Consider the following 14,780-nt stretch of genomic DNA (forward strand, 5'->3'; position numbering starts at 1 on the left):
GCCCGCGATGCAGGGCGGGGTGCAGGATGAACGGGCGTCAGGCCTTGGTGAGCCAATACGTCAGCCGCAGGTCCTCTTCGGTGCCGGTGGCAACGTCGGCGGACTCGGTGGGGGCGGACTGGTTCAGCTCGACGGCGAGGACCTCGCGGGCGATCTCGTCGGCGTGCTTGCCCAGGGCATCGGTCAGTTCGGCGTCGGTCGAGGTCAGCCAGACCTTGATCCGGTCCGAGACCTCGAGGCCGGCGTTCTTCCGGGCCTCCTGCAACGTCCGGACCACCTCGCGGGCCAGGCCGGCCTGCCGCAGCTCGGGCGTCACCTCGAGGTCGAGGGCAACGGTCTCGCCCTGCTCGTTGACCACCGACCAGCCTTCCTTCGGCCGCTCGGACAGCAGGACCTCGGCCTCGCTCACCCGGACGTCCTCGCCGTCGACGACGACCGACGCCGTCCCGGTCTCCTTCAGCTCGACCGCGAGCGCCCCGGCGTCCGCGGCGGCGATCGCGGCCGCGACCACCGGCGTCTGCTTGGCGAACCGCTTGCCGAGCTCACGGAAGTTGCCCTTGGCAGAGAACTCGACCAGGTCCGCGCCGGCCGCCGACAACGGCTCGACCGTGCCCACGTTCAGCTCGTCCGCGATCTCCTGCAGCAGCTCCGGCGACAGGTCCGCGATCGCGGCCGATCCGACCAGGGCGCGGGCCAGCGGCTGGCGCGTCTTCACCTTCGCCTCGGCGCGGGCCGACCGGCCGAGCTCGACGACCCGGCGGGCCATCGACACGTGCTGCGCCAGGACGTCGTCGATCAGCGTCTCGTCGTACGTCGGGAAGCTCGACAGGTGGACCGACTCGGGCAGCTCCGGCGTGACCGGGCGGAACACGTCCTGCCAGACCCGCTCGGTGACGAACGGCGTCAGCGGCGCCAGCACCCGCGTCAGCACGTCGAGCGTCTCGTGCAGGGTGGCCAGCGCGCCGGCGTCACCGGCCCAGAACCGGCGGCGCGAACGGCGGACGTACCAGTTCGACAGCACGTCGACGAACGAGTTGATCAGCAGACCGAGCCGCTGGGTGTCGAACGCGGCGTACGCCTCGTCGGTGTCGCGGACGAGCCGGTGCGTCTCGCTCACGAGCCACCGGTCCAGCACCGAACGGTCGGCGACGGCCGGAGCATCCGTCGGCGACCAGTCGGCCAGCCGGGCGTACAGCGCGTGGAACGCGACCGTGTTCCAGTAGGTCAGCAGCACCTTCCGGACGATCTCGTTCAGCACGTTCGGCCCGATGCCGCGAGCCTTCCACGGCGAGCCGGACGCGGCCATGAACCAGCGCACCGCGTCCGCGCTGTGGTTGTCCATCAGCGGGATCGGCTCGAGGATGTTGCCCAGGTGCTTGGACATCTTCCGGCCGTCCTCGGCCAGGATGTGTCCGAGGCAGACCACGTTGCGGTACGACGACTCGTCGAAGACCAGCGTGCCGATCGCCATCAGCGTGTAGAACCACCCGCGGGTCTGGTCGATCGCCTCGGAGATGAAGTCGGCCGGGTAGGTCGTCGCGAACTTCTCCTTCGACCCCTCCGCCCACGGGTAGCCCCACTGCGCGAATGGCATCGAGCCCGAGTCGTACCAGGCGTCGATCACCTCGGGCACGCGGTGCGACTCCGCACCGCAGGTCGGGCAGTCGAAGGTGATGTCGTCGACGTACGGCCGGTGCGGGTCGGTAGCGCTCAGGTCGCGCCCGGCCAGCTCACCGAGCTCGGCCAGCGAGCCCACGCACACCTGGTGGTCGTCGGCGCAGCGCCAGATCGGCAGCGGCGTACCCCAGAAGCGGGAGCGGGAGACGGCCCAGTCGATGTTGTTGCGCAGCCAGTCGCCGTACCGGCCCCATTTGACCGAGTCCGGGTACCAGTTGGTCTGCTCGTTCTCGCGGAGCAGGGCGTCCTTCACCTGGGTGGTGCGGATGTACCAGGACGGGAGTGCGTAGTACATGACCGGGGTGTGGCAGCGCCAGCAGTGCGGGTACGGGTGCTCGTACGGCACGTGCTTGAACAGCACACCGCGCGCGTCGAGGTCCTTGACCAGGTCCTCGTCGGCCTTCTTGAAGAACTGCCCGCCGACCAGCGGCACGTCGGCGTTGAAGTGACCGCTCGAGTCCACCGGGTTCACCACCGGCAGGTTGTACGCGCGGCCCACCGCGAGGTCGTCCGCACCGAATGCGGGGGACTGGTGCACCAGGCCGGTGCCGTCCTCGGTCGTGACGTAGTCCGCGAGCACGACGTAGTGGGCCGGCTCGTCGAACGGCACGAGCTCGAACGGCCGCTGGTAGGTCCACAGCTCCATCTCGCGGCCGACGTACTCGTCGGTGACCGTCCAGCCTTCGCCGAGCCGATCGAGCAGCGGCTTGGCGACGACCAGCGACTCCACGCCGTCGGTGGCCACGACGTACTCGACGTCGGGGTGTACGGCGACGGCCGTGTTGGAGACGAGGGTCCACGGGGTCGTCGTCCAGACCAGCAGAGAAGCCTTGCCGCCCAGCGGACCGGAGGTCAGCGGGAAGCGGACGTACACCGACGGGTCGACGACGGTCTCGTAACCCTGGGCGAGCTCGTGGTCGGACAGGCCGGTGCCACAGCGCGGGCAGTACGGCGTGATGCGGTAGTCCTCGACCAGCAGACCCTTGTCGTGGATCTGCTTGAGCGACCACCAGACCGACTGGACGTACTCCGGGTCCATCGTCTTGTACGGGTGCTCGAGGTCGACCCAGTAACCCATTCGGACGGTCAGCTCGTTGAACGCGTCCACATGCCGCAGCACCGACTCGCGGCACTTGGCGTTGAACTCGGCGATGCCGTACGCCTCGATGTCGTTCTTGCCGCTGAAGCCGAGCTCCTTCTCCACCGCGACCTCGACCGGGAGGCCGTGGCAGTCCCAGCCGGCCTTCCGCTCGACCCAGAACCCCTTCATGGTCCGGTAGCGCGGGAACACGTCCTTGAAGACGCGGGCCTCGATGTGGTGCGTGCCCGGCATGCCGTTCGCGGTGGGCGGGCCCTCGTAGAAGGTCCACGGCTGACCGCCGGCGGACTGCTCGAGGCTCTTGGCGAAGGTGTCGTGCTCGTCCCAGAGGGTGAGCACCTCGCGCTCGAGCGCGGGGAAGTCGACCTGAGCGGGAACCTGCCGCCAGGGGGTATGTGGGTTCTCTGCCGCCATCTCATCGTCCTTCGTCGCCACTGACCTGCGGGACGAGGGACGAAGCACCGGCTCGGCGCCGGCACCGCGCGGTACCACCCTCCTTGGTATCCCTTCGCGAGATACCCACTTCCTTTTGCTGCCGCTGCCGGTTCTAATAGGTCCCTTACAGACCGTTCTTCCGGCGGCTCCGGGGTGATCGCCCCATCACTGCCTTGCGGATCGCGGTTGTCAGTGTACGGCGTCGTACGAGCTGACTACGAATCGTTAATCGTTCTTGGGGGAGTTGCCGATGAGCCGACTGAAACGTTCGGTGACGTAGCGTAGTCGCTGAGACGGGGCTGTGACGCGCGGAACGTCGAGCGAACTTGAAGAACCGACTACCGTATGTCCACGGTCTGCGCGTCGGGCTGGCACGTGGTGATCACGTGGCCTACTGTCTTGCGACCAGTCCGCTTCAGTCTCCGACGAAGGCAGGGGGTAGCTGATCAGCATGGCTACATCGGCACAGAAGAAATCCGCCCCCCAACGCTCTGCCGCGGCCAAGAAGAGCGCTGCGAAGAAGTCCGAGCCGGTCCAGAAGACGACGGCCCGCAAAGCCCCGGCGAAGAACACACCGACGAAGGCGTCGCCGGCCAAGAAGACTCCCGCGAAGAAGTCGGCGTCGACTTCCACCGCGGCAAAGAAGGCTCCGGCCAAGAAGATCCCTGCCAAGGAAGCTCAGACGAAGAGGGTGGCCATGAAGACGAACGAGAACAGGACCCCGGCCACTGCGCCGGCGAAGTCCGCTGCACATACGGCCGAAACCTTCAAGGTGAAGCCGGGCGAGGATCCGTGGACCGCTGCCGAGCTCGCCGAGCTCCGCACGGAACTGGAGGGTGAGGTCGAGCACCTCAAGGAGGAGATCCGCGACGCCGAGCAGGAGATCGCGGGCCTGTTCCGCGACGGCAGCGACGGCGCCGGGAACGACCAGGCCGATGTCGGGTCGACCACCCTGGAGCGGTACCACGAGCTGTCGCTGGCCAACAACGCCCGCGACATGCTGAACCAGATCGAGTTCGCGCTGACCCGGATCGACGACGGCACGTACGGCGTCTGCGAGAACTGCGGCAACGCGATCGGCAAGGGTCGGCTGCAGGCGTTCCCGCGTGCGACACTGTGCGTGTCATGCAAAGAACGCCAGGAACGCCGCTGAACGACCCTGCCTCGTCTCACCAGGTGGGAGACACAGACACCACGGAACCGGCCGACGACCCGTCGGCCGGTTCTCCGTCGTCCCCGCCACCCTCACCGCCGGTTCGATCCTGGAAATGGATGGGGCTGTTCGGTGCGGTCGGCCTGGTGATCCTGCTGCTCGACCAGGTGACGAAGGCGCTCGCGCTGGCTCACCTCACGCCGGGTGAACCGGTGAATGTGGTCGGGTCGCTGCTCAAGTTCAACCTGATCCGGAATCCGGGCGCCGCGTTCAGTCTGGGGACCGGTTACACGCCGTACATCTCGGCGATCCAGATCATCGTCGCGATCGGCGTGGTCTACCTGTCCCGGCGGCTCGGTTCGGCGGGCTGGGCGGTCGCGTTCGGGCTGCTGTTCGGCGGCGCGGTCGGAAACATCATCGACCGGATCTTCCGGGAGCCGTCGGCGTTCCACGGGCACGTGGTCGACTTCTTGCAGACGCCGCACTGGGCGATCTTCAACGTCGCGGACATGGCGGTGACGTCGGCCGCGATCCTTTTGGTGATCCAGACCCTGCGCGGGGTCAAGCTCGACGGGACGCGGGAGCAGCAGAAGTGACATCCGGAACCTCAGGGACCTCCCGGACCGTGATGGTGCCGGACGGTCTCGCGGGGGAGCGGCTCGACGCGGCGCTGTCCCGGTTGTTCGGCGTGTCTCGGACGAAGGCGGCCGAGATGATCGAGTCCGGCCTGGTCCAGGTCGACGGGTCGCCCGCGCCGAAGTCCGCGCGGGTCGCGGCCGGTGACCTGCTCGACGTCGAGTTGCCGGCACCGCCGTCCGAGGTGACCGTCGTACCGCAGACGGTGGACAACCTGCGGATCGTGTACGACGACGACGAGATCGTCGTCGTCGACAAACCGGTCGGAGTCGCGGCGCACCCGTCGCCCGGGTGGACCGGCCCGACCGTCATCGGCCACCTGGCCGGCGCAGGCTTCACCATCTCCACGAGCGGCGCTGCCGAGCGCAAGGGCATCGTGCACCGGCTCGACGTCGGCACGTCCGGGCTGATGGTCGTCGCCAAGACGGAGTACGCGTACACCGTCCTCAAGCGCGCCTTCAAGGAGCGGACGGTCAAGAAGATCTACCACGCGCTGGTGCAGGGTCACCCCGACCCGTTCACCGGCACCGTGGATGCGCCGATCGACCGGCACCCGCACCACGACTACAAGTTCGGCGTGGTGGCCGGCGGCAAGCCGAGCGTGACCCACTACGAGACGCTCGAGGCGTTCCGGTACGCGACGCTGCTCGAGATCACCCTCGAGACCGGCCGCACCCACCAGATCCGCGTCCACATGTCCGCGATCGGCCACCCGTGCTGTGGCGACCTCACCTACGGCGCCGACCCGGTCCTGGCCGAGCGCCTCGGCCTCACCCGCCAGTGGCTGCACGCCATGCGCCTCGGCTTCACCCACCCCGGCACCGGCGAGTACGTCGAGTTCACCTCGGAGTACCCCGCCGACCTCGACCACGCCCTGGACCTCCTCGTCGACGCCTGAAGCTCGGCTCAGGCCGTAGGCTGAGGCATGGCCGAGTCGAAGGTCACGGGGACGGCTCGTGGGCGGCTTCCGGCCGAGTTGACGAGTTTCGTCGGACGGCGTCGCGAGCTGAGCGCGACCAGGCGACTGTTGTCGGGCAGCCGTCTGCTGACCCTGACCGGCTCCGGTGGCGTCGGCAAGACCCGGCTGGCGCTCCGGATGGCCACGGAGGTACGGCGTACGTTCTCCGACGGCGTGTGGTTCGTCGAACTCGCCGCTCTCCGGGACGCCGGTCTGCTGGGGCTCACGCTGGCGAACGCACTCGAGCTGAGTCAGGTCTCGGCGAATCCGACCGCGGATCTCGCGGACTACCTGGAGGACAAGCACCTTCTGCTGGTGCTCGACAACTGTGAGCAGGTTGCCGAGGCGTGCGCCGTCATCGTCAGCAAGCTGCTCGCGGCCGCACCACAGCTCAGAATCCTTGCGACCAGCCGCCACGTACTCGGAGTGGAAGGGGAGCAGGTCCTTTCAGTGCCTCCGCTGTCGACGCCCCCCGAGGAGGGCCCGGCCGCCGACGCCGACCAGTACGAGTCATTGCTTCTCTTCACCGATCGGGTCCGCGCGGTGCTGCCCGAGTTCGTGATCGACCAGACCAACCGGGCCCAGGTGATCGAGGTGTGCCGGCGGCTGGACGGCGTACCACTCGCGCTGGAGCTCGCGGCGGTCTGGATGCGGACGCTGTCGCTGTCGCAGATCATCGAACGGCTCGAAGACCGCTTCGGCTTGCTCTCGAGCGGCCGACCGGCCGGGCCGCCGAGGCAACAGGCGCTGGATGCCGCGATCGGCTGGAGTTACGACCTGTGCTCGCCGCCGGAGCAGATGCTCTGGGCTCGGCTGTCGGTCTTCTCGGGCGGCTTCGACCTGGAGGGCGCGGAGGAGGTCTGCACGGGTGACGGCATCGCCCGGGCCGACGTGCTCGGCCTGGTCGCCGGCCTGTTGAACAAGTCGATCATCACGCGCCGAGCGGCCGGTACCCATCCGACCGCCTGGTACGAGATGCTCACGACGATCAGTCAGTACGGCGGCCTGCGGCTGGCCGACCGGACCCGCGAGTACCGGCTCCGCCACCGCGACCACTACCGGACACTGGCCGCGCAGTGGGAGGCGGACTGCTTCAGCCCTCGGCAGGCCGACTGGTACCTGCGGATGCGTCGCGAGCACGACAACGTGCGAGCGGCGCTGGACTTCTGCCTGGCTGAGCCGGGCGAGGGCCCGGCCGCACTGGAGATCGCGGCCCCCATCTGGAACTTCTGGTTCGCGGGATTCCTGCGCGAGGGCCACCGCTATCTCACCCGCGCGCTCGATGCCGCGCCGGAGCAGACACCGCTGCGGGCAGTGGGGTTGTGGGCCGGGAGCTACCTCGCCATGTTCCTCGGGGAGGCGGACCAGCTCAGCCGGTTGCTGACCGAGTGCGACGAACTCGCCGAACGGTACGACGATCATCGGCTCCGAGCCCGGATCGCGGAGGTGTCAGGGCACGCGGCGATCTACCAGGGCGATCTGGCCGGAGCCGTCGATCGTTTGGAGCCGGCACTGGCCGGCTATCGCGCCGTGGGGGACGCGCTCGGTGAGTTCGACATCCTCATCTTGTTGTCCGCGGCAACGTTTTTCCTGGGTGATCCGCGGGTCGGGGAGTTCAGCCAGGAGGCGTTGAACCTGGCCGAGGCCCATGGCGCCGCGTCGTCGAGGGCGTACGCGCTGTGGAGCGTCGGGATCGTGCAGTGGCGGGATCACGAGGAGGTCGCCGCGGCGACGCGGTCGCTGCGGGACGCGATCCGGCTGTGGCAGCCGCTGAACGACCGCACCGGGATCGGGTTCTGCGTCCAGGCACTGTCCTGGTGTCGCGGGTCCGCGGCGCCCGACGAGAGCGCCGCTCGCCTCATGGGGGCATCCCGGGCCGTCTGGCGCTCCAGCGGTGCGCATGTCGACGAGACCACGCCGTACAGCCAGTTCGACGATCGGACCGAGGAGCGGATCCGGGCGGCGATCGGTAGCGCCGCATTCGACCGGGCGTTCGCGCGCGGCGCCGCGTACTCCTTCGAGCAGGCTGTCGCGCTCGCGCTCGGGGAGGAAGCCGAGCGCGACGGGGTGGCCAAGTCGGGGATGGCGGGCCGGCTGACGCCTCGCGAGCACGAGATCGCCGTGCTGATCGGCGAAGGTCTGAGCAACCGGGAGATCGCCGTCCGCCTGGTCATCTCCCAGCGCACCGCCGAGACCCACGTCGAGCACATCCTCACCAAGCTGGGCTTCGCCTCCCGCGCCCAGGTGGCGAGCTGGGTCACCGAGCATCCTGACCGGTAACGGTCGCGACGCCGATCACGCACCTACGTAGTCAGATCCGTAGTCGTCCCGATGCCCGCCCGCCGCGATCCGGGGAAGCTGTTGGACAACGTTGTCGTCCCACGACGTTGCCGCGGTCCCCTCCCGCGACCCTGCCGCCTGGCTCTCCTCCGGCCCGGGCGGCAGCCCGGCCGGCGGACCTGGCGTCCTGAGACCCCTGCTCGGCGCCAGGTCCGCCGTTCCATGCCACCTGAACTGGTGTGGAAGTGGTGTGCTCCACGCCCGGATAGCGGGCGCTGCGGGACGCCGCCGGTGAGCCGGTCCGGAAGTGTCGGCGGGGCCGCATAGGCTGTCCCAGTCCACCTCACTCCGCGCCCTGGGAGGTCCGCGTCGATATGGCGTCCAGCGACAGTTTTGTGCATCTCCACGTGCACACCGAGTACTCCATGCTGGACGGCGCCGCGCGGATCGACGAGTTGTTCAAGACTGCCCAGGAGATGGGGCAGCCGGCCATCGCCACGACCGACCACGGCTACGTGTTCGGGGCGTACGAGTTCTGGAAGACCGCGAAGAAGTACGACGTCAAGCCGATCATCGGCGTCGAGGCGTACCTGACGCCGCACACCCACCGCTCGGAGCGGAAGCGGGTCAAGTGGGGCGACGCGAACTCCGGCCGCGACGACGTCTCCGGCTCGGGTGCGTACACGCACATGACGCTGCTGGCGAAGAACACCTCCGGCATGCACAACCTGTTCAAGATGAGCTCGCTGGCCAGCCTCGAGGGCTACTACTTCAAGCCCCGGATGGACCGCGAGCTGCTGAACACCTACGGCCAGGGCCTGATCGCGACCACCGGCTGTCCGTCCGGTGAGGTGCAGACCCGGCTCCGCCTCGGGCAGTACAAGGAGGCCGTCGAGGCCGCCGCGGAGTTCCGCGACATCTTCGGCAAGGAGAACTTCTACTGCGAGCTGATGGACCACGGCCTCGGCATCGAGCGGGACATCCAGAAGGACCTGCTCAAACTGGCCAAGGACCTCGGCCTCCCGCTGGTCGCGACCAACGACCTGCACTACACCAAGCCCGAGGACGCCACCGCCCACGCCGCACTGCTGTGTGTCCAGTCCGGCTCGACGCTGTCCGACCCGAACCGGTTCAAGTTCGACGCGAACGAGTTCTACGTCAAGACGGCCGCCGAGATGCGCGAGGTCTGGAAGGACCTCCCGGAAGCCTGTGACAACACGCTGCTGATCGCCGAGCAGTGCGACGTCAGCTTCACCGAGGGCGAGGGCCGGTTCATGCCGCGCTTCCCCTGCCCGGACGGCCACAACGAGGAGTCCTGGTTCGTCGCCGAGGTCGAGACCGGTCTGCACAAGCGTTACCCCGGCGGTGTCCCCGACCACGTCCGCAAGCAGGCCGAGTACGAGATCGAGGTCATCACCTCGAAGGGTTACGCGGGCTACTTCCTGGTCGTCGCGGACTTCATCAACTGGGCCAAGCAACACGGCATCAGGGTCGGTCCGGGCCGTGGTTCCGGCGCCGGCTCGATGTGCGCGTACGCGATGCGGATCACCGACCTGGACCCGCTCCAGCACGGCCTGATCTTCGAGCGCTTCCTGAACCCTGAGCGCATGTCGATGCCCGACTTCGACATCGACTTCGACGACCGCCGCCGCCCCGAGGTGATCCGCTACGTCACCGAGAAGTACGGCGACGACCGGGTCGCGATGATCGTCACCTACGGCACGATCAAGGCCAAGCAGGCGATCAAGGACGCCGGCCGGGTGCTGGACTACCCGTTCGCGATGGGCGACCGGATCACCAAGGCGATGCCGCCGGCGGTGATGGGCAAGGACATCCCGCTGTCCGGCATCTTCGACTCGCAGCACAAGCGGTACTCCGAGGCCGGTGAGTTCCGGCAGCTGTACGAGGCCGACCAGGACGTCCGCAAGATCGTCGACACCGCCCGCGGCCTGGAGAACCTGAAGCGCCAGTGGGGTGTGCACGCGGCCGGCGTGATCATGTCCAGCGAGCCGCTGATCGAGCTGATCCCGATCATGCGCCGCGAGCAGGACGGCCAGGTCATCACCCAGTTCGACTACCCGAGCTGCGAGACGCTCGGCCTGGTCAAGATGGACTTCCTGGGCCTGCGCAACCTGACGATCATGGACGACGCGGTCAAGAACGTCGAGGCCAGCCGCGGCATCACGCTGGACCTGGACCAGCTGGCCAAGAGCCTGGACGACGGGCCGACCTTCGAGCTGCTCGGCCGCGGTGACACGCTCGGCGTGTTCCAGTTCGACGGTGGTCCGATGCGGGCGCTGCTGCGGCTGATGAAGCCGGACAACTTCGAGGACATCTCCGCGGTCGGCGCGCTCTACCGGCCCGGTCCGATGGGCGCGAACAGCCACACCAACTACGCCCTGCGCAAGAACAAGCAGCAGGAGATCAGCTACCCGCACGACGAACTCGCCGTCGCGCTCGAACCGATCCTGGGGACGACCTACGGTCTGATCGTCTACCAGGAGCAGGTGATGGCGATCGCCCAGCAGCTGGCCGGCTACACGCTCGGCAAGGCGGATCTGCTCCGCCGGGCGATGGGCAAGAAGAAGCGCGAGGTCCTGGACGCCGAGTACGTCGGCTTCTCCGAGGGCATGAAGGCGAACGGCTTCTCCGACCAGTCGATCAAGGCGCTCTGGGACGTGCTGGTCCCGTTCTCCGACTACGCCTTCAACAAGGCGCACTCCGCGGCGTACGGCCTGGTGTCGTACTGGACGGCGTACCTGAAGGCGAACTACCCGGCGGAGTACATGGCCGCTGTTCTGACGTCCGTGAAGGACGACAAGGACAAGATGGCCATCTACCTGAACGAGTGCCGGCGGATGGGCATCAAGGTGCTGCCGCCGGACGTCAACGAGTCCGACTCGAACTTCACCCCGGTCGGCACCGACATCCGCTTCGGTCTGTCCGCGATCCGCAACGTCGGCGTGAACGTGGTCGCCGAGATCGTCGCGGCCCGCGAGGAGAAGGGGCGGTTCACCGACTTCGTCGACTTCATCGACAAGGTGTCGCTGCCGGTCTGCAACAAGCGGGTGATCGAGTCGCTGGCCAAGGCCGGTTCGTTCGACTCGATGAACCACGCGCGCCGGGCTGTGGTCGCAGTGCACGAGCAGGCCGTCGACGAAGCCATCGACCTCAAGCGGAACGAGGCGCACGGCCAGTTCGACCTGTTCTCGATGGGCGACGACGAGGCCGACGAGGGTGAGGGCAACAGCCGCCTGACCGTCACCGTCCCCGAGATCGAGGAGTGGGACAAGGCGACCAAGCTGGCGCACGAGCGCGACATGCTGGGGCTGTACGTGTCCGACCACCCGCTGTTCGGCGTCGAGCACGTGCTCACCAACGGCAGCGACTGCACGATCGGGCAGCTGCTCGCCGACGAGGACCGTCCGGACGGCAGCCGGGTCACGATCGGCGGCCTGGTCACCGCGGTCCAGCGGAAGGTGAACAAACGCGGCGACATCTACGCGATCGTCACCATCGAGGACCTCGAAGGCTCGATCGAGGTGATGATGTTCTCCTCGGCGTACCAGCTGCACGCGCACCTGCTCACCAACGACGCGATCATCCTGATGAAGGGCCGGGTACGCCGGCGCGAGGACCGGCTCGAGCTGAGCGGTGACGAGGTCGTCGTTCCCGACCTCACCGAGGGCCCGAGCGGACCGGTCGTGATCACGATGGCAGCCAACCGGTGTACGCCGCCGGTCGTCACGCAGCTGCGGGACGTGCTGAAGTCGCATCCGGGGATGACCGAGGTGCAGCTCAAGCTGCAGGCGCGGCAGAAGACCGAGATCTGGCGGATCGCGGACCAGTACCGCGTCACCCCGACGGCTTCGCTGATGGCGGACCTGAAGGCGCTTCTCGGTCCCTCCTGCCTGGCCAGCTGATCGGCGCCGGAGCCGATGCGGCACACTGTCGACGTGAGTCAAGAGTCGTCTCAGCCTTCGCCGTACGTGGCGCCGCCGTCGAGCAATCCGTTCGGCGCGCCTCCGGTGGAGGACCGCCCGCTGCCGTGGGCGAAGGCCGTGCTGGTGACGGTGGCGGTGTTCCTCGTGGCCGGTGTGGTTGCCGGCTGGGCGTGGCAGGAGTTCTCGCCGCTGGCGCAGTACACCGTGGACGAGCAGGGCGGTGCTTTGGGCGAGGAGCAGATGACCCGGATCTTCGGGCCGGACGGGACGTTCACCTCGATCGGGTTCCTCACCGCGCTGGTGCTCGGCGGTGCGCTGTTCTGGTGGCTGCGGAACTACGGTCCGTGGTCGGTGGCGATTGTTGCCCTCGGCGCCTGCTTGGGGTCGGGGATCTGCTGGGGCGTCGGCATGCTGCTCGGGCACGACCCGATCGAGCCACGGCTGCAGGCTGCCCGGCCGGGTGATCTGGTGGCGGCTCCGCTGGAGTTGCATACCTGGACACCCGCGGCCGCCTGGCTGGTCGGCGCATCGCTGGCGTGTGCCGTCATCGCGGCCGCGACGTGGCGCGCGGACCCTGTTGCTCCGGTTGCAACCACTTCGCAACCTGCTGCGTCAGACCCTGCGCCCCCGGTCCACTAGCCTTTGCAGGTCCGGCGGGTGAGGCCACCGGAGCCAGCGAGGGAGCTTATGTCCGACCAGAACCAACCCCCCAACCCGCAGTACCCAGGCGCCGGCGGCCCGCAGTACGGTCCGCCGCCCGGTCAGCAGCCCGGCCAGAACCCTTGGCCGCAGCAGGGCCGGCCGCCGGTTCCGCCGCAGCAGGGTCAGCCGCCGCGGGGGCCGCAGGGGCAACCGCAGGGACAGCCGCAGTACGGACAGCAGCCGGGGTACCCGCAGCAGCCGATGCACCCGCAGCAGGGTCAGCCGCAGTACGGCGGGCCGCAGCAGGGCCAGCAGTACGGGCAGCAGCATGGCCAGCAGCACAGCCAGGGCGGACCGCAGTACGGGCAGCCGGGACAGGCGTCGTACGAGCAGATGCACATCGGCGGTCAGCCGCCGCAGGGTCCGGGGTACGGCGGTCAGCAGGGCCAGCCGCAGTGGCAGCCGGAGCAGAAGAAGAAGCGCGGCAAGGTGATCCCGATCGTCGCCGCACTGGCGATGGTCCTGGTCGTGGCCGGCGGCGGAATCTTTGCCTACGGCAAGCTTGCCGGCGGTAAGCAGCCGGCCGACGTCCTGCCGGGCACCGCCGTCGCGTATGCCCGCGTCGACCTGAACCCGTCCGCGGGCCAGAAGGTCGCGGCGATCCGGTTCATGATGAAGTTCCCGTCGGTGAAGGACAAGCTCGGCCTGACCGGCGACACGGACGATCTGCGGCAGAAGCTGTTCGAGCAGATCAAGAAGTCCTCCGGCGACGACCTCGCCGACGTCGACTACGACAAGGACATCAAGCCCTGGCTCGGCGACCGCGCCGGCATCGCCGCGGTTCCGCCGGCCGACGGCAAGCGGGAGCCGACCGTCGTGGTCGCGGTCCAGGTGAAGAACCAGGACGCCGCGAACAAGGGCATGGACAAGCTGCTGGCGAACGAGGACAAGAAGCCCGGTCGTGCGTTCAGCGACGGGTACATGCTGCTCTCGGACGACCAGGCGACCGTCGACTCGGCTGTCGCGACCGCCAAGGACAACCCGCTGACCAAGAACGCCAAGTTCAGCGCGGACATGGACAAGCTCGGCGAGCAGGGCTTCCTGTCGGGCTGGGCGGACGTGAAGGGGGTCGCCTCGATCACCGGCAAGGTCGACTCGGGTCAGATCGCCGGCCTCGGCGACGCCACGACGGCGGTCGCGCTGCGGTTCGACGCGTCGTACGTCGAGCTGAAGGGGATCGGCCAGGGCGACAAGAGCATCAAGGTGAACTCGGGCGCCGACGCCGCCGACCTGATCTCGAAGCTGCCGGACACCACGGCCGGCGCGATCGCGGTCTCCGGCGGCGACAACCTGATCGACACCGCGTGGCAGCAGGTGCAGAAGGCGGGCGGCGAGAACCTCAAGCCGATGCTCGACCGGATCACCGAGGAGACCGGCCTGACCCTGCCGGACGACCTGAAGAGCCTGGTCGGTAAGAACCTCGCGGTCGCGATGGACAAGGACACCGCGAACGGGCCGAAGATCGCGGCCCGGATGGAGACCGACCCGGCGAAGGCGGAGCCGGTGGTGCAGAAGCTGACCTCGCTGCTGCGGCAGCGTTCGTCGGCCGACATCCCGATCGAGACCGCGAAGGACGACGACACGCTGGTGGTCTCGACCAGCAAGGAGTACGCCGACCAGGTGCTGCAGGGCGGCAACCTCGGTGGGACGGACAACTTCAAGCAGGCGCTGCCGGACACCAAGGGCGCCGTGATGATCGGGTACGTCGACTTCGAGGCCGCGGGCGCGGTCAGCGAGCGGTTCGCGGACGACAAGGACCTGGCGGCGCTCCGCTCGGCGGGTATCGTCACCCGCTCGACCGGCGACGGTCAGGCCGAGTTCAGCCTGCGGGTCGTCGCGAAGTAGCAACTCGCCGAAAAAGCCCCGGATCGTCCGCACGTGGATGGCCCGGGGCTT

The 14,780-nt window shown here is 68.4% G+C and carries 8 protein-coding genes; 7 read left to right on the forward strand and 1 reads right to left on the reverse strand.

What is annotated here, in order from left to right:
• Window positions 1-37: 37 nt before the first annotated feature.
• Window positions 38-3,190, reverse strand: a complete 3,153-nt coding sequence (ileS, locus tag EV653_RS04825; protein WP_134098316.1) for an isoleucine--tRNA ligase — start codon at window positions 3,188-3,190, stop codon at window positions 38-40.
• 472 nt (window positions 3,191-3,662) lie between these two features.
• Here ileS and EV653_RS42670 point away from each other — a divergent pair, with 472 nt between their 5' ends.
• From EV653_RS42670 to EV653_RS04860, 7 genes are all read left to right on the forward strand, one after another.
• Window positions 3,663-4,364 (forward strand): TraR/DksA family transcriptional regulator, encoded by a 702-nt coding sequence (locus tag EV653_RS42670; RefSeq protein WP_134098318.1) that lies wholly within the window; start codon window positions 3,663-3,665, stop codon window positions 4,362-4,364.
• Window positions 4,365-4,483: 119 nt separating this feature from the next.
• On the forward strand, window positions 4,484-4,960 hold the full coding sequence (gene lspA, locus EV653_RS04835) for a signal peptidase II (protein ID WP_238159571.1): 477 nt from the start codon (window positions 4,484-4,486) through the stop codon (window positions 4,958-4,960).
• A gap of 32 nt (window positions 4,961-4,992) precedes the next feature.
• Window positions 4,993-5,898 (forward strand): RluA family pseudouridine synthase, encoded by a 906-nt coding sequence (locus EV653_RS04840; RefSeq protein WP_134103916.1) that lies wholly within the window; start codon window positions 4,993-4,995, stop codon window positions 5,896-5,898.
• A gap of 27 nt (window positions 5,899-5,925) precedes the next feature.
• Entirely contained in the window at window positions 5,926-8,238 is a 2,313-nt protein-coding gene (locus tag EV653_RS04845) for an ATP-binding protein (protein WP_134098321.1), read from the forward strand.
• A 374-nt stretch (window positions 8,239-8,612) separates the two neighbouring features.
• A complete protein-coding gene (gene dnaE, locus EV653_RS04850; protein ID WP_134098323.1) occupies window positions 8,613-12,161 on the forward strand; it encodes a DNA polymerase III subunit alpha in 3,549 nt (1,182 codons plus the stop codon).
• Window positions 12,162-12,194: 33 nt separating this feature from the next.
• On the forward strand, window positions 12,195-12,821 hold the full coding sequence (locus EV653_RS04855) for a hypothetical protein (protein WP_134098325.1): 627 nt from the start codon (window positions 12,195-12,197) through the stop codon (window positions 12,819-12,821).
• Window positions 12,822-12,869: 48 nt separating this feature from the next.
• Window positions 12,870-14,729, forward strand: a complete 1,860-nt coding sequence (locus tag EV653_RS04860) for a DUF3352 domain-containing protein (RefSeq protein ID WP_134098327.1) — start codon at window positions 12,870-12,872, stop codon at window positions 14,727-14,729.
• Window positions 14,730-14,780 lie beyond the last annotated feature (51 nt).

Origin of the sequence: Kribbella pratensis, from assembly GCF_004365355.1 — a bacterium.
GTDB lineage: Bacteria > Actinomycetota > Actinomycetes > Propionibacteriales > Kribbellaceae > Kribbella.